14 protein-coding genes are annotated in these 15528 nt (G+C 57.6%); 6 read left to right on the forward strand and 8 right to left on the reverse strand.

The genetic code is table 11. The features are described from left to right. Window positions 1-60: 60 nt before the first annotated feature. From AC2FGE_RS18945 to AC2FGE_RS18960, 4 genes are all read left to right on the forward strand, one after another. On the forward strand, window positions 61-348 hold the full coding sequence (locus AC2FGE_RS18945; RefSeq protein ID WP_496820850.1) for an HU family DNA-binding protein: 288 nt from the start codon (window positions 61-63) through the stop codon (window positions 346-348). A 241-nt stretch (window positions 349-589) separates the two neighbouring features. Further along, window positions 590-1246 carry a transglycosylase domain-containing protein gene (locus AC2FGE_RS18950; RefSeq protein ID WP_496820851.1) on the forward strand — a complete coding sequence of 219 codons (657 nt, stop codon included), beginning with the start codon at window positions 590-592 and terminating at the stop codon, window positions 1244-1246. 117 nt (window positions 1247-1363) lie between these two features. Next, window positions 1364-2077, forward strand: a complete 714-nt coding sequence (locus AC2FGE_RS18955; protein WP_496820852.1) for a 3-keto-5-aminohexanoate cleavage protein — start codon at window positions 1364-1366, stop codon at window positions 2075-2077. Between the two features lie 191 nt (window positions 2078-2268). After that, window positions 2269-3156 (forward strand): DMT family transporter, encoded by an 888-nt coding sequence (locus AC2FGE_RS18960; RefSeq protein ID WP_496820853.1) that lies wholly within the window; start codon window positions 2269-2271, stop codon window positions 3154-3156. Here the strand turns inward: AC2FGE_RS18960 and AC2FGE_RS18965 are convergent. Further along, window positions 3132-3653, reverse strand: a complete 522-nt coding sequence (locus AC2FGE_RS18965) for a glutathione peroxidase (RefSeq protein WP_496820854.1) — start codon at window positions 3651-3653, stop codon at window positions 3132-3134. The two genes, AC2FGE_RS18960 and AC2FGE_RS18965, sit on opposite strands and share 25 nt — an antisense overlap. A 142-nt stretch (window positions 3654-3795) precedes the next feature. Here AC2FGE_RS18965 and msrB point away from each other — a divergent pair, with 142 nt between their 5' ends. Both msrB and msrA read left to right on the forward strand, forming a co-directional pair. Continuing rightward, window positions 3796-4242: a peptide-methionine (R)-S-oxide reductase MsrB gene (gene msrB / locus AC2FGE_RS18970; RefSeq protein WP_496820855.1), complete on the forward strand. Its 447-nt coding sequence runs from the start codon at window positions 3796-3798 to the stop codon at window positions 4240-4242. Continuing rightward, window positions 4242-4751 carry a peptide-methionine (S)-S-oxide reductase MsrA gene (msrA, locus tag AC2FGE_RS18975; RefSeq protein WP_496820856.1) on the forward strand — a complete coding sequence of 170 codons (510 nt, stop codon included), beginning with the start codon at window positions 4242-4244 and terminating at the stop codon, window positions 4749-4751. Before msrB ends, msrA begins: the two co-directional genes overlap by 1 nt. Window positions 4752-4782: 31 nt before the next feature. On the opposite strand, the gene AC2FGE_RS18980 is transcribed toward msrA, so the two are convergent. The 7 genes from AC2FGE_RS18980 to AC2FGE_RS19010 all read right to left on the reverse strand — a co-directional run bounded on the left by AC2FGE_RS18980 (window position 4783) and on the right by AC2FGE_RS19010 (window position 15520). Beyond that, window positions 4783-6786, reverse strand: coding sequence for a hydantoinase/oxoprolinase family protein (locus AC2FGE_RS18980; protein ID WP_496820876.1), 2004 nt, complete (start codon window positions 6784-6786; stop codon window positions 4783-4785). Window positions 6787-6857: 71 nt separating this feature from the next. Continuing rightward, window positions 6858-7895 (reverse strand): tRNA epoxyqueuosine(34) reductase QueG, encoded by a 1038-nt coding sequence (gene queG, locus AC2FGE_RS18985; RefSeq protein ID WP_496820857.1) that lies wholly within the window; start codon window positions 7893-7895, stop codon window positions 6858-6860. A gap of 65 nt (window positions 7896-7960) precedes the next feature. Further along, window positions 7961-8626: an FtsZ-binding protein FzlA gene (gene fzlA, locus AC2FGE_RS18990; protein ID WP_480826121.1), complete on the reverse strand. Its 666-nt coding sequence runs from the start codon at window positions 8624-8626 to the stop codon at window positions 7961-7963. Window positions 8627-8684: 58 nt separating this feature from the next. Beyond that, on the reverse strand, window positions 8685-9419 hold the full coding sequence (gene mtgA, locus AC2FGE_RS18995) for a monofunctional biosynthetic peptidoglycan transglycosylase (RefSeq protein WP_496820858.1): 735 nt from the start codon (window positions 9417-9419) through the stop codon (window positions 8685-8687). Between the two features lie 39 nt (window positions 9420-9458). Next, window positions 9459-10373: a Hint domain-containing protein gene (locus tag AC2FGE_RS19000; RefSeq protein WP_496820859.1), complete on the reverse strand. Its 915-nt coding sequence runs from the start codon at window positions 10371-10373 to the stop codon at window positions 9459-9461. Between the two features lie 183 nt (window positions 10374-10556). Further along, window positions 10557-15089 (reverse strand): glutamate synthase large subunit, encoded by a 4533-nt coding sequence (gene gltB, locus AC2FGE_RS19005; protein ID WP_496820860.1) that lies wholly within the window; start codon window positions 15087-15089, stop codon window positions 10557-10559. Further along, window positions 15086-15520: a GFA family protein gene (locus tag AC2FGE_RS19010; protein WP_496820861.1), complete on the reverse strand. Its 435-nt coding sequence runs from the start codon at window positions 15518-15520 to the stop codon at window positions 15086-15088. The genes gltB and AC2FGE_RS19010 overlap by 4 nt, the downstream gene beginning before the upstream one ends. Window positions 15521-15528 lie beyond the last annotated feature (8 nt).

Consider the following 15528-nt stretch of genomic DNA (forward strand, 5'->3'; position numbering starts at 1 on the left):
TATCCCGTTACAGTTACGCGGTGAGGCCCAATTTATCGGGCACGTTAAGGAGACCAAGAAATGGCAAAGCCTATGACAAAGACTCAGCTGGTTGCTGCTCTCGCTGAGGAAATGGGGACTGACAAGAAATCTGCGAACACCGCACTGGAGGCCATCACCGGCCTGATCACCCGCGAAGTTTCGGCGGGCGGTGCAGTGACCCTGCCCGGCGTCGGCAAAATCTACTGCCGCGAGCGCCCCGAGCGCATGGTGCGCAACCCCGCCACTGGCGAGCAGTTCAAGAAAGAGGCCGACAAGGTGGTCAAAATGACCATTGCGAAGGCTCTGAAGGACAGCGTGAACGGCTGATCTTAGCCTTCATAGCGAACAGATTGAGGGCCGCCGTTTTGGGGGCCCTTTTTCTTTTGGGGACGTGAAGAGGTTGCATCTGGATGAATGCATCAGTTTTCTTTTCGGTGTCTGCTGGAAGCTCAGACCACCGATGCTGCGCAAAGCACGAAGGGCAGTTGAATTCAGTTTCGACCTTTCGATTTTTCCGCGACTTCAGTAGTCAGTTAAGGACTAGTTTAATCGAGGGTGGTGTGAAGACATGCGACGGATCTGCAAGATTGCATTGAGCGTGCTGTTCCTCGTTCTGGCAGGATTGTTCGGCTACGGCGCTCTTGGATACTGGGATGCTGTACGTCAGGCAGATGCGCACGCAGCACGTGCCGATGCTTTGATCGCTGACGGTCGGGGGCCGGATGATCTGGGCATCGAACAGCTCAAGCAACTTATCTTGGTGCAAGATCCTGGTTTCCTTGCCCATGCTGGCGTTGATCTCTCCACGGCGGGAGCTGGTCTAACTACAATCCCTCAATCCTTGGCCAAGAGGCTAGGTTTCGACGAGTTTCGCCCGGGAATTGGCAAGATACGCCAGACAGGCTTTGCGATGGGTCTCGAACGCCAACTCACAAAAGACCAGATACTCGCACTCTGGCTTGATACCGTTGAGATGGGACGCGGTCCTGACGGGTGGATGACAGGTTTCTTCGAGGCAAGCGAAAGTATCTACGGCCGAGCCCCCTTTGAGCTCACCAACCAAGAGTATTATCGTCTATTGGCCGTGCTCATCGCTCCAGGCCAGTTCCATCTTCTTGAAGATGACGTAGAACTGGACGAGCGCGCTGCTCGGATTACTAGACTCGCCTCTGGCGATTGCAGACCGGAAACTCAAAGTGATGTTTGGCTAGAAGGCTGTGCCTAGGCTTTGGCTCGCTCGACAGACGCTTCCAACACAGAAGGCATTTGCAATTAAGCGACGAAAGTCTGCTCTCCAGCCCGCTTAGCGGGCATCTGTAGAACGAAAGGTGATCGAATTGCAATGATTATTCAAGCTTGCTTAAATGGTGCACGCCCCGAACATTACCATCCGGCCTTACCTCTGACGAAAGAAGCGATAGTGACCGCCGCTGCGGAGAGTATTTCTGCTGGGGCAGGAGAGTTACACATCCACCCCCGCGACGCAGACGGAAAAGAAAGCCTCTCGCACGTTGACGAGCTTGTTCGCGACATCCGAAGCGCTTGCCCTGGTACTTTGGTTGGAGTGTCAACGGGGGCTTGGATCGAAAAAGACGTCGCTTTGACCAGAGAGCGCATCAACGACTGGTCCATTATCCCGGACTATGCTTCAGTGAATCTATCGGAAGCAGACGCGCCGGCGATCTTTTCGCTCCTCGAAACAAAGGGAGTTGGAATCGAAGCCGGGATAGCGACTGTTCAAGATGCCGAGCGTTTTATTACCCTGCCCCAACGAAACAGGGTCTTTCGCGTGTTGTTCGAAATCGAGGAACAGGACCTCAGCAAGGCACAAATCACGCTGGAAGGTATTCAAGCGATTCTGGAGGCGGAAGGCGTTCGACGTCCAGTTCTACTGCACGGCTTTGATGCAACCGTCTGGCATTTTGTGCGAGAAGCACGCGCAAGGCGATGGTCTACCCGCGTTGGCCTTGAGGACGGATGCTTGCTTGAAGATCAGTCCACTGCGGCATCAAACACGGCTCTCGTTGCTGACGCAGTTGCCATCTTTCGACGGTAAAAAGCACCGTAGCCGACATTCGCGCAACCGCAGCGAATTCACACTTCGTCCCGCAAAGCTGACAACAAGGTCACCAACTCTCAGAACGCCACATTCATCTTATCGAAGCACGCTAACCGATCCAAAAAACCGACAGCTTGCTTACCTGCTAAAATTCAGAAACAGTCCCGGCAGATTAACAAGGGATCACCATGGACATTCGCGCCATTGCCATGGGGCTGGCATTTGCCTTTATCTGGTCATCGGCCTTCACCTCGGCACGGATCATTGTGGCCGATGCGTCACCTCTGTTCTCCCTTGCCCTGCGGTTTCTGATTTCTGGTCTGATCGGCGTCGCCATCGCACGCGCCATGGGGCAAAGCTGGGCGCTGACGCGGGCGCAGTGGCGGGCGACTATTCTGTTCGGTATATGCCAGAATGCCCTGTATTTGGGTCTGAACTTCTATGCCATGCAAACGATCGAAGCTTCTGTTGCGGCCATCATCGCTTCGACCATGCCCCTGCTGGTAGCACTGGCCGCTTGGTTGTTCCTTGAGGATAAACTCCGGCCTCTGGGGGTACTCGGCCTTCTGGCCGGATTCGCCGGGGTCGCCCTGATCATGAGCAGCCGCATCACCGCCGGGATTGATTTATTCGGCGTGATGCTGTGCGGCATTGGTGCCCTGGCACTGACCTTTGCCACGCTTGCGGTGCGGGGTGCGACCTCGGGTGGGAACTTCATGATGGTTGTTGGTCTTCAAATGCTGGTGGGGTCGGCGGTTCTGTTCGTTGCCGCCCCTGTGTTCGAGAGCATCTACATCAACCCAACCGTCCCTCTGGCGCTGGCGTTCATCTACACGACCCTGTTCCCCGGCCTTCTGGCGACGTTGATCTGGTTCCTTCTGCTCGACCGGATCGGCGCCACCCGTGCGGCCACATTCCACTTTCTGAACCCGGTCTTTGGCGTGGCCGTCGCAGCGATCATACTCGGAGAGAAACTTGGACCATTGGACCTGTTGGGCGTTGCCGTCACAACCCTTGGCATCTTGGCCGTGCAGATGTCCCGGCAACCCGCTCAGCGCAGCAGCGCTTCGACCTGAGACAGAAGTTTGCGCGAATTGGGCCTGACATTCGATCCGAAGGTCGCCGCAACCTCACCCATGGAGTCGATCAGGATCTTGTTAAAATTCCAGTTGGGCACAAAGCCTGTCTGGCTGGCGACTGCCTGATAGAACGGGTGCGCGTTTTGGCCTGTGACCGGTGTGATAGCCGTCATAGGAAGGGTCAAACCATAATTCATTTCGCAGAATTGTTTGACCTCTTCCGCTGAGTCCAGTTCCTGATTGAAGGAATCCGACGGAACAGCGAGAACCACAAGGCCTCGGTCCGCGTAGGTTTCATACACATCTTGTAGCGCCGCGTATTGCCCTGTGAACCCGCATTGCGACGCCGTGTTTACAACGAGAACAGGTTGCCCGCGCCAGTCTTCGATCGACAGCGTGCCGCCATCTATCGACTCAAACTCACCCACCAGCGGGGCCGCCTGAACAACGCGTCCCACCAATATCAAAGCCGTCAAAAGCAGTAGTCTCAACATTGACCATCCTCCTTTTAAGACTTCTACGTCCGAAACGGGCCCACAGATCACTTGCACGAAGGCGAGAGGCCTCTGAAATATGACTTTGCTTTCCCGCGCTCAGACCCCAAATATTGGGCAAACGCCGAGAAAAGGAGACGCCATGACCCGCTATACCAAAGACCCCGAGGCCATCGCCGCTCTTTCCCCTGAAGAGTTCCATGTAACTCAGCGCAATGGCACCGAACGCCCTGGAACCGGAAAACATCTGGGCAACAAGGAACCCGGCATTTACGTTGATGTCGTCTCGGGCGAACCTCTGTTTGCTTCGACCCACAAATATGAATCCGGCTGTGGTTGGCCCAGTTTTACCAAACCCATCATCCACGAACATGTGGAAGAGTTTCGCGACACCACCCATGGCATGATCCGAACCGAGGTCCGCTCGAAACACGGTGACAGCCATCTGGGGCACGTGTTCACTGATGGCCCGCGTGATCAGGGTGGGCTGCGCTATTGCATCAACTCAGCCGCCCTGCGGTTCATCCATCGCGACGAGATGGAGGCCGAGGGCTACGGCGATTACCTGAATCATGTGGAGGAAATCTGATGACCATTGAACGCGCTGTTCTGGCCGGGGGCTGCTTTTGGGGTATGCAGGACCTGATCCGCAAACTGCCCGGTGTATCGCGCACCCGCGTCGGATATACTGGCGGCGATGTCCCCAACGCCACCTATCGCAACCACGGCACCCATGCCGAAGGGATCGAAATCTGGTTTGACCCGGCAGGCATCACCTATCGGGAACTACTGGAGTTCTTCTTCCAGATCCACGACCCGACCACCCTGAACCGTCAGGGCAATGACCGCGGGATGAGCTATCGCTCGGCCATTTACTACGTCGACGAAGCACAGAAACAGGTGGCGCTGGACACAATTGCCGATGTGGATGCCAGCGGCCTGTGGCCCGGCAAAGTCGTGACCGAACTTGAACCCGTGGGTGATTTTTGGGACGCAGAGCCCGAGCATCAAGACTATCTGGAGCGCATTCCCAACGGTTACACCTGCCACTTCCCGCGCCCCGATTGGGTCTTGCCCAAACGCGACGCGGCAGAGTAAGTATAGACCCCTCTCAGAAGCGTGAGGGGGGCTATCCCGTCGCCACGCGTGGCCGCCCGCTGACCTCAACAGTCAGCATCGCCTCGACAAACACATCCCGTTCTTCGATACGGGCCGTTCGGATGTCGCGGTCGACGACCACCCGAATGTCATCGGCCCCGGCTTCCCGCACCGCACCTTCGGCTTCGGCGCGCAAGACCTGTTCCAACAGCGCCAGCGCCTCATCTGATGCACCAAAATCCTGCGGCCCATCTTCCAAATGAACGCGGTATCGTCCTTCGGAGGGCGATGTGACGGTGCCCGACCGCCGCAAGGTCAACCGCCCGACCACCGCGCCGATGGCATTGGCAACGCCTGCGTGTTCCGGCAGCACCATCCGACAGTGCAATCGCTCTCCTACGGCAGGATAGTAGCTGGGGGCAGACGCACCCAGCCCGACCACATCCACATTCAACGCTGCATCCAAAGCCAGTAAACCCCGGTGTTGTGCCAGGCCCCGCTGGGTTAGAACATGGCGGGCAAGGTCTTTGGCGGGCAGGCCGAAATCATCAGCTTCTTCGGCAAAAGCAGTCTCTAACAAGGTTAAACTGGTTTGTTCGGTCAACTGATCGATAATCATCTGCGCCAGTTGCTCAGGCGATTTGGCCAGCATATCACCCGACCCAACCCGCTTGCGCGCCACCAGTTCCAATGCTTTGCGCGCTGCATCTGCATCCCAGGCGTCAACCCGCCCCAGCACATGGCTGGCATCCGATGGTGTAATGCCTGAGACCTGCACGATCCCGCGATCCACCAAACGGGTGAGCGCCCCGTTCTCCATCCGCGTCCGCAACAAATCGCTAAGCGGCAGAACCTGATCGCCGAGCCGATCCAACAAAACCTCTTCCCGCGCGCCAACGCCATCCGCGTGAATCCCAGGTACACGACGGGCGAACCGGGTATCATGCTCTCCGATCGTTGTTGCGCGCAGTTGCTCATCCAGCACCGCATGAACCACCCCGGGTGCTTCTGATGCGATCAGCGAGACGGGCAAAACCCGGCGCGGCCCCAGAAAGACGCCGCCACCCAGCCCTTCGGTCACCACATGAACCTGGCTGTCGCCCCCCAGACCGTGGGTCCGCATGGCCACGGCTTCAACCATAGTGCGAAACCCGCCAACCTGCGCCCCCGCCGGATCAATCGCGGGTTTCCCATCGCGGATCAACGCAACATCGGTCGTCGTCCCGCCAATATCGGAGACCAAAGCATTCTCGACCCACGTCAACCAGCGCGCCCCGACAATCGACGCAGCAGGACCGCTGAGGATCGTCTCGATTGGCCTCTCACGTGCCTGTTCAGCGCTCATCAACGCGCCGTCACCGCGCACCACCATCATCGGGGCGGTAATGCCCAACGCCAGCAACTGATCCTGTGCCCGCCCGATCAACCGGTCGATCATCCCGATCAGACGCGCGTTCAACACCGCCGTCACAGCGCGTTTGGGCCCGTTTAGCTTGGCCGACAGATGATGGGAACACGTGACCGGCGCACCGGTCCTTTCTGCAATGATCCGCGCTGCTTCCAATTCATGCGCCGGATTGCGTGTCGCAAACTGAGCGGCAACCGCAAAGCCCGAAACGCCTTTGTGAGAGTCTAAAAAACCCTCCAAAGCCTCGATATCCAACGGCTGAACCTCGCCACCTGCATGACTATGTCCACCGGCCACAACCAGCGCTGGGTCGTCTTTCAACGCGTCCCTTAACCCATGCTTCTCAAGATCACTTTCCTTGAATCCGATATAGATCAGAGCGACACGGCCACCTTGTCCCTCGACCAGCGCATTCGTCGCCAAGGTCGTCGAAAGAGACGCCATGGAGACCTGATCGGGGGTGACTCGCGCCTGATCCAACACAGCCGAAATCGCCTGACCCACACCAATCGCCAGATCAGCCCGCGTGGTCAGCGATTTGGCCGAGGCGATCACTTCGACCTCATCTCGGATCAACACCGCATCAGTATAGGTTCCGCCTGTATCCACCCCCAAAGCCAGCGCCATCGGGTCCTCCATTCGTTCGCTTTGGATGGGTGTAGCGGTTTGGACCGACACGTCCAGCCTGTTTGCGGCATTCAGGCCAATCGTTGCACCGCCCAGCGCGCCGCATCAGCCACCGTTGGATCGGGATCCTCGGTCAACGCTTCAGCAACCGGGCGCAAAGCCTGCTTCCCGGAGTTTCCAATAGCGTACAGCACATTGCGCACAAACCGATCCCGCCCGATCCGCTTGATCGGAGAGCCAGAGAACTTCGCCCGGAAGGCAGCATCATCCAGACCCGCCAATTCCGCCAGCGCAGGCGCCTTCAGATCATCGCGGGCTGCATATCGGATGTCACTGGCGGCAACTGCAAACTTGTTCCACGGGCAAGCCGCCAGACAATCATCACAGCCGTAAATCCGATTGCCCAGCTTTCCACGCAATTCCTCGTCGACGGGACCTTTATGCTCGATGGTCAGGTAGGAAATGCAACGCCGCGCATCCAATTTGTACGGGGCCGGGAACGCATCTGTCGGACAGCTGTCCAAACATGCACGACATGATCCACAGTGATCGACTTCTGCCGCATCCGACGGCAGCTCCAACGTGGTAAAAACAGACCCTATAAAGGCCCAATTACCCCAATCCCGACTGACCAGATTGGTGTGTTTGCCTTGCCAACCCAACCCCGCCGCGTACCCCAAGGCTTTCTCGGGCACCGGAGCCGTATCGACGAACACCTTCACTTCGCCGCCGGATTCGGCAATCAACCACCGCGCCAATCGCTTCAGGCGCTTTTTGACCAGGTCATGATAGTCCTTGTTCTGCGCATAAACGGAAATCGCCCCGTGCTCGGGATGCGCCAAGACCTCGGTTGGGTCATGTTCAGGCGTGTAACTCTCGGCCAACATGATCACCGAACGCGCCTCGGGCCACAAAGCCGCCGGATCACCCCGCCAATGGGTCCGTTCCGCCATCCAACCCATCTGCCCGTGATAGCCTGCCTCAAGAAACGCCTCTAACCGCTCAGGCACATGGGGCACATCCCACGGCCGACACACCCGACAGGATACGAACCCCTCGGCCAACGCCTGCGCGACCAGCTTGCTTTTTAGAACCGATTCATTCTTCATCTGGCCAAAAAACACCTTCGGGGGGTATCGCACCCCAGGCGCGGTGGAGGCAGACAGCCACCCTATCAGAAATCCAGATCGGCGTAATGGGGCGGAGGCCGAAACCCCGGCACCTGATCCGCCAGAATCGACCGGAACGCAGGGCGCGACTTGATCTTGGCATACCAGTCCTTCACCGCCGCACTGCGATTCCAATCCACGTCCGAAATATAATCCAGCGCCGATAAATGCGCCGCCGCCGCGAAATCGGCCAGCGTCATCTGATCCCCGGCCAACCAGCGGCGATGATCCAGCAACCATGCCATATAGTCCAGATGATACTTGATTGCCCGCGCGCCTTCTTTGACGTTTTTGCTGTCCGGATAGCCCTGTCCGGTCATCTTCTTGTTGACCCTCTCATACAGAAGTTTCGAGGTCACCTCATGGTGAAACTTGTCATCAAACCACGCCACCAAACGGCGCACTTCAAACCGTGCCTCAGGCGTTTTTGGCATCAGCGATGGTTCGGGTCGTGTTTCTTCGATATATTCACAGATCGCCGCGCTTTCTGACATGATCTGTCCGTCCAGCCGTAACACGGGCACTTTGCCCGCCGGGTTGCGGCGCAGGAAATCCGGGTCCTGCTCCCAGTATTTCTCTTCAACCAGTTCGACCTCGATTTTCTTTTCTGCCAGCGACAGCCGCACCTTGCGGCAGTAGGGGGACAGGGGAACGTGAAACAGACGCGCCATGGACTTCCAATCGAACCAGTGAGTACATCTCAGCTTTAGCCCCGAGAGGCGATAAGTTTCAATCCTCGAAACAATCCGCGCGACCATCTGCGCGGATGGTGGCCGCCCCTTCAAGGATCGCCGCCGCGCGTCTGCGGGTGAAAACTGACGGATCCGTGACCGAGCGTTTGCGCGGTGACGGCAGGATCGCCGCGATCCGCGCTGCCTGTGTCGACGTCATGTTCGCCGCGCTGACACCGAAATTGCGCTGCGCCGCAGCCTCAACCCCAAACACACCTGTGCCGGTTTCGGCGACGTTCAGATAGACTTCGAGTATGCGCTGTTTGCTCCAGAAAATCTCGACCACCGGCGTAAGCGAGGTTTCCATCGCCTTGCGCACCCAGCTGCGGCCCTGCCACAGGAACACATTCTTTACCACCTGCTGCGTAATGGTCGAGGCACCACGGTTGCCGCCACCCTCCAACGCATCACGGATCGCCGCGACATCAAACCCCCAATGCAGGCAGAAATTCGCATCCTCTGCCGCAACGACCGAACGCGCCATGATTGGATTGATCTCCTCGATGGGTACCCAATCCCGTTCGACCTTGCCCAACCGCCGCCATTCGGACCAGATCGTATGAGTGATTGGTGGGTTCACCACGGAATAGAGCAGCACAATCGCCAAAAAGAAACACACAACACCCAGAACCGCGCGCGTTACCCAGCGGCGCAGTCTCTCACCCAATGGCGTTGTCTTTTTGCGTGCCTTGCTTTTCTTGCCGCTTGATTTGCGGACTGCTTTCTTTGCCATACCACAGCTATACGACGCGCGCCGCCGCTTTGGAACGGCCTATATCACGATTGCACGCGCCTCGCGGGGTGGAACCACAGGCCGGGCCGTATCAGGCAATTTTGCATCCCGCGCATTCAATTCGGGGAACAGCCGCAGGATTTCGGCCTGGGTGTCACGCTCCGACGCCGTCAGCGCATGGCCGGGGTAATAGCTTTCGCTTTTGGCCCCATTGGCAATGACAATTTCATGCTGCTTGAACAGCAGATGGAAATAGACAACTTCGCCACCTTCGACACGTGTCACCGTATCGCCATTGACCAAAGTATGCGCGGCAACAAGCGCCTCGCTATAGCCAAACATGTAGTCCGCCCGCCAATCATCAATCAGCATCCGGTGCTGAGGAGAAACCAGCAAAGGGCGTTCCAAACCCAACACACCGGCCTCAAACCGGATCGGCGCAAGCTTTCCCTGCGCATCGACCTTTGTTTCACCAACCCAGATCAAAGGCTGCGGGCCATGATCCACGGTCATCACAAGATCACCGACCTTCAGGCTTTCCACCGGGCATTCGCCTTCCGGCGTTGCGATCATGGTTCCGGGCGTGAAACAGGGCGGGCCCAAGGTACCGACATTCAATGGCCCTTGCGTGTTTACAAATGTCGACGAGACAAACGTACCAGGTTGCAGCACCTGACCATCGGTCGGCGTAAAGACCCGGGATCCATCAGACAGATAAAAGGTCGTACCGGTATAGGTGACGTTGCCAACACCCGTCACATTGATCGTTACGGTATCACCCGGCCACGAATCTGTGACGTCCAGACCATTGACGGTATCCCCGCTAGGCGCGTCGATTTCGCCGTCGTCATCCACATCGATCAGATTGAACTTGTCCACAACAACCGCCGTACCGCCCGGAGGCGGATTCGCAGGGTCGAATGAATAAAACTGATCAAGATAGGTCGTTGGCATTCGATGCCTCCGGAGTGCTCAGGTGTATAATGCGCAGTATGCCAGAAATTCCGGATCAAACTATGGCAAAATTTATATTTGGTTTATGCAAATGTGGCAAAATTGTGGCAAAAGGCGCTGATTGACAAGGTCCCCACATGGGCAACGCACATGCGGGGACCTTACCCGTCATAGATCAAAAAACTATTCGGCCGGAACTGCGGTCGCTTCGATACTCAGCGGATGACTAAGCTTGTTCAACATCTCTTTGGGGCAGACCTGAAGAAAATGAGCCTTTTCCACATCCCAATGTTGCAGGATATCCGCAGCCTTGCGGCTTGAGGTTTCCCTGGCGTGACGTTCGATCAGCGATTTCAGCTGATCTTCCCAGTGGTCAACCGTCACCGGGCAGCTCACCAGCGTTTCCATGTTCATAAGCAGTTCGGCTTTGCCGTTGGGATCATACAGATAGGCCATGCCTCCGGTCATGCCTGCGCCAAAGTTGGCGCCGATATCACCCAGAATGACGGCGACACCGCCCGTCATGTATTCGCACCCGTTCGAGCCGCAGCCCTCAATCACCACTTTGGCACCCGAGTTTCGTACGGCAAACCGCTCACCCGCGCGGCCAGCCGCGAACAGATGGCCATCGGTGGCGCCGTATAGAACGGTGTTGCCAATGATTGTGTTGCCATCTGCCTTCAACGGGCTGACCTGTGGCGGACGCACGACGATCATACCGCCCGACAGACCTTTGCCAACATAGTCGTTGGCATCCCCAGATACCTCCAGTTTCAGACCCGGCGCCGCAAAGGCCCCCAGCGACTGACCGGCAGAGCCTTGAAGTTTCACATGCAGGTGGTCGTCCTGGAACGTGTTCCGCATACCGAAATTCTGAACGATATGGCTGGACACCCGCGTTCCCACGGTTCGGTGCGTGTTCTGCACCGCATAGGATAGCTGCATCTTCTCACCGTCTTTCAGGAACCGTGCAGCATCACGGACAATTTCAGCATCCAGCGTATCCGAGACCGCGTTGCGATCCCGATCGCGGTTGTAGACGATATCATGCGCGCCATCGACAGTGATCAGCAGCGGATTCAGATCCAGATCATCCAGATGGGCCGAACCCCGGCTGACCTGCGCTAGCAAATCAGCCCGGCCGATGATCTCATCAATCGAACGCGCGCCGAGGCTTGCCAACAACTCGCGTACTTCCTGTGCGTAGAAGGTAATCAGGTTGACGACTTTGTCCGCGTTGCCGGTGAACTTGGCGCGCAAGGATTCGTCCTGTGTACACACACCAACTGGGCAGGTATTCGACTGGCATTGACGCACCATGATACAGCCCATCGCAATAAGCGCTGCGGTGCCGATGCCATATTCCTCGGCCCCCATCATCGCAGCCATGACGATGTCACGACCGGTCCGCAGGCCGCCATCGGTGCGCAGAGTCACCCGGTCACGCAGGTTGTTCATCGCAAGAACCTGATGCGCCTCGGTCAGGCCCATCTCCCACGGAAGACCGGCATATTTGATCGACGTTGCGGGCGAGGCGCCGGTGCCACCATTGTGGCCCGAAATCAGGATGATATCCGCTTTCGCCTTGGCCACACCGGCAGCAATCGTGCCAACACCCGAGGACGCCACTAGTTTCACCGTCACCTTACAGCGCGGATTGATCTGTTTCAGATCATAGATTAGCTGCGCCAGGTCCTCGATCGAGTAGATGTCGTGGTGCGGCGGCGGTGAAATGAGCGTCACGCCTTTGGTCGAGTGCCGCAAACGCGCGATCAGGTCGGTGACCTTCATGCCCGGCAGCTGACCACCCTCACCGGGTTTCGCACCCTGAGCGACCTTGATTTCAAGCTCTTCACACTGGTTCAGGTACTCGGCGGTGACACCAAATCGGCCCGAGGCCACCTGTTTGATCTTGGCAGACGGGTTGTCGCCATTCGGCTCGGGCACGAAATGTGCCGGGTCCTCTCCACCCTCGCCACTGTCGGATTTCGCCCCGATCCGGTTCATCGCCACGTTCAACGTCTTATGCGCCTCGGGCGACAGCGCGCCCAGCGACATGCCCGGCGTGACGAACCGCTTGCGGATTGAGGTGATCGACTCGACCTCTTCAATCGGCACCGGCTTGCCTAGTGGTTTGAAATCCATCAGATCGCGCAGATGGATCGGCGGGTTCGATTGCATCTTGGCCGAATACTGCTTCCACAGCTCGTAGGATGCGCGATTACAGGCCATCTGCATCATATGCATCGAGGTTGCTTCCCACGCATGGGTCTCACCCGATTTCCGCGCTTTGTAGAACCCACCAATGGGCAGTACATCCAGACCGCGGGCCCAGCCCTTGGCGTGGATTTCCTCGGCCTTGGCCTGAATACCGGTCACACCGATGCCAGAGATGCGGCTTGTCATGCCTGGGAAATACTCGGCCACCATAGCGCGGCTGAGACCCACGGCTTCAAAGTTCAGACCGCCGCGATACGAGGAAATCACCGAAATGCCCATCTTGGCCATGATCTTGAGCAGACCTTGGTCAATGGCTTCGCGGTAACGAGCCACGTTCTCGGTCAGAGAGCCGTCCAGCAGCCCGCGATCAATGCGGTCGGCCAGCGAATCTTCGGCCAGATAGGCGTTCACGACGGTTGCACCGCAACCGATCAGAACTGCGAAATAATGCGGATCGACGCATTCCGCCGAGCGTACATTCAGGGAACAGAAAGTGCGCAACCCCTGGCGAGTCAGATGCGAATGCACCGCGCTTGTGGCCAGGATCATCGGCATCGCCACACGACCATGATCCGAGTTCAGATCAGTCAAGACCAGATGCCCCGCGCCCGAACGCACTGCCTCTTCCGCTTCGGCTCTAACACGGGCCAATGCGGCATTCAAAGCACCACGCCCAGGTTCAAAGCTACAGTCGATTTCAGCCAGCGGAGCGTTGAAATTCCCGACCAGCTTGTCCCACTGCGCGTTGCCGACAAAGGGACTTTCCAGCACGATGATCTCAGTCTGGCTACTGTCTTCGTCCAACACGTTCTTCAGATTCCCGAACCGCGTTTTCAACGACATCACACGGTATTCGCGTAAACTGTCGATGGGCGGGTTCGTCACCTGGCTGAAGTTCTGGCGGAAGAAATGACTCAGCGGGCGGTATTGCGTGGACAGAACCGCTGATGGCGTGTCATCCCCCATTGAGGCCAAAGATTCTTTGCCATCCTCGGCCATAGGGGCCAGGATTTGCTCCAACTCTTCGACAGAATAACCCGCTGCGATCTGGCGTTTGCGCAGTTCTTCGCCCGAAAAGATCGGCGTCTCGGTCACTCCGGCAAGCGATTCATCAACATCATTGATCTTGCCGACCCATTCACCAAAGGGCAACGCACGCGCCAGTTTGTCTTTGATCTGCTTGTCGCGGAACAGCTTGCCCTTCTTCATGTCGACAGCCAGCATTTGACCCGGTCCCAGCGCGCCTTTTTCCGTCACGCTGGCCTCATCAATCGGCACCATCCCGGCCTCGGACCCCGCGATAACCAAGCCATCACCGGTAACCACATAGCGCATCGGGCGCAGGCCATTCCGGTCCAGACCGGCGCAAACCCAGCGACCATCCGTCATGGCCAGAGCGGCAGGTCCGTCCCATGGCTCCATCACCGAATTGCAGTAGGAATACATGTCGCGCCACGCCTGTGGCAGCTCAACCGCCTGCTTGGACCAGCTTTCCGGCACCAACATGGTTTTCGCCATGGGGGCAGAGCGGCCGGCGCGCACCAGAACCTCAAAAACCGAGTCTAATGCGGCCGAATCTGACGATCCGCCTGCGATGATCGGTTTAATATCCTCGGCATAGTCGCCAAAGGTTCCGCTGGCCATGCGGATTTCATGGCTTTTCATCCAGTTGACGTTGCCCTTCAGCGTATTGATCTCACCATTATGAGCCAGCATGCGGAACGGCTGCGCCAGCCACCATTGGGGGAAGGTGTTGGTCGAATAGCGCTGGTGATAGATCGCAAACGCAGATTCAAAGCGTTCGTCCATCAGATCGGGGTAGAACACGGCCACCTGTTCCGCCAGCATCATACCCTTGTAGATAATCGACCGGCAGGACAGCGACGCCAGATAGAGGCCGGAAATCCCTGCAGACGCAGCGGCCTTTTCGATCCGGCGGCGGATGACATATAGCTCGCGCTCGAACGTCTCTTCATCAACGCCCTTGGAGTTCGAGATCAGGATCTGTTCGATCTCGGGCCGGGTCGCGTTGGCCTTTTCACCCAGGCAGGTCACATCGACCGGCACATGGCGCCAGCCATAAATGTAATAGCCCATCCGCAGAACTTCGGTTTCCACGATTGTCCGGCATTGTTCCTGCGCACCAAAGTCGGTGCGCGGCAGAAAGACCTGACCAACGGCAATCAATTCATCCAGATTAGGTTCGTGCCCGGTGCGACGGATCTGGTCATAGAAGAAAGGCACCGGGATTTGCACATGGATGCCTGCCCCATCGCCGGTCTTGCCATCCGCATCGACAGCGCCGCGGTGCCAGATCGCCTTGAGCGCATTGATCCCGGCATCCACCACCTTGCGTGATGGCTTACCGTCGACGGACACAACTAGACCCACACCGCAGGACGAATGTTCCTCTGCCTCGGAGTAAAGACCGTTTTCCGCCATCCACTGACGTTTGGCTTCTTCGGCTCGGACCCAATCGGCATCATATTTGGTCACTGGCTGTCTCCTTCTTCCGGCAAGGCATACATGGCTTCGACCTCTGCTTTGGTCATCTGCCGGCGTTCACCTGCGAACTCATACCCGTCGGGCTTTTTATCTATATAAAGTTCCAGTTGCAGCGCATTACCTGTGTCTGGGAACAGGCCCGCCGCCATCTGAGTGTGTCCGTGCATCTCGCCCGGCAGAGTGATCCGGTACCAGAGCGCCGAGCCACACTCGGCACAAAACGCCCGTTCGGCCCAATCGGACGATGTGAATGTCTTGACCGGTCCCAAAGCGGCATATCCGGGTTCAGCCGGAAATGTCACCAACATCGAACTGGTCCAGCGGCGACATTGGTCGCAATGGCACGCGCCAAGCGAATCCTTTGCCGGGGTGGCGCTGACCGTGACCGCACCGCACATACATTGGCCTTGCAATTCAGACATCAAACCCT

The organism is Ruegeria sp. YTSA075 (genome assembly GCF_059610245.1).

What these genes read in the sequence shown, in the direction of transcription:
- AC2FGE_RS19010 (WP_496820861.1), bottom strand. Translation starts at nt 15,520, where the DNA reads ATGTCTGAATTGCAAGGCCAATGTATGTGCGGTGCGGTCACGGTCAGC.
- mtgA (WP_496820858.1), bottom strand. Translation starts at nt 9,419, where the DNA reads ATGGCAAAGAAAGCAGTCCGCAAATCAAGCGGCAAGAAAAGCAAGGCA.
- fzlA (WP_480826121.1), bottom strand. Translation starts at nt 8,626, where the DNA reads ATGGCGCGTCTGTTTCACGTTCCCCTGTCCCCCTACTGCCGCAAGGTG.
- msrA (WP_496820856.1), top strand. Translation starts at nt 4,242, where the DNA reads ATGACCATTGAACGCGCTGTTCTGGCCGGGGGCTGCTTTTGGGGTATG.
- AC2FGE_RS18955 (WP_496820852.1), top strand. Translation starts at nt 1,364, where the DNA reads ATGATTATTCAAGCTTGCTTAAATGGTGCACGCCCCGAACATTACCAT.
- queG (WP_496820857.1), bottom strand. Translation starts at nt 7,895, where the DNA reads ATGAAGAATGAATCGGTTCTAAAAAGCAAGCTGGTCGCGCAGGCGTTG.
- AC2FGE_RS19000 (WP_496820859.1), bottom strand. Translation starts at nt 10,373, where the DNA reads ATGCCAACGACCTATCTTGATCAGTTTTATTCATTCGACCCTGCGAAT.
- msrB (WP_496820855.1), top strand. Translation starts at nt 3,796, where the DNA reads ATGACCCGCTATACCAAAGACCCCGAGGCCATCGCCGCTCTTTCCCCT.
- AC2FGE_RS18960 (WP_496820853.1), top strand. Translation starts at nt 2,269, where the DNA reads ATGGACATTCGCGCCATTGCCATGGGGCTGGCATTTGCCTTTATCTGG.
- AC2FGE_RS18980 (WP_496820876.1), bottom strand. Translation starts at nt 6,786, where the DNA reads ATGGCGCTGGCTTTGGGGGTGGATACAGGCGGAACCTATACTGATGCG.
- AC2FGE_RS18945 (WP_496820850.1), top strand. Translation starts at nt 61, where the DNA reads ATGGCAAAGCCTATGACAAAGACTCAGCTGGTTGCTGCTCTCGCTGAG.
- AC2FGE_RS18965 (WP_496820854.1), bottom strand. Translation starts at nt 3,653, where the DNA reads ATGTTGAGACTACTGCTTTTGACGGCTTTGATATTGGTGGGACGCGTT.
- AC2FGE_RS18950 (WP_496820851.1), top strand. Translation starts at nt 590, where the DNA reads ATGCGACGGATCTGCAAGATTGCATTGAGCGTGCTGTTCCTCGTTCTG.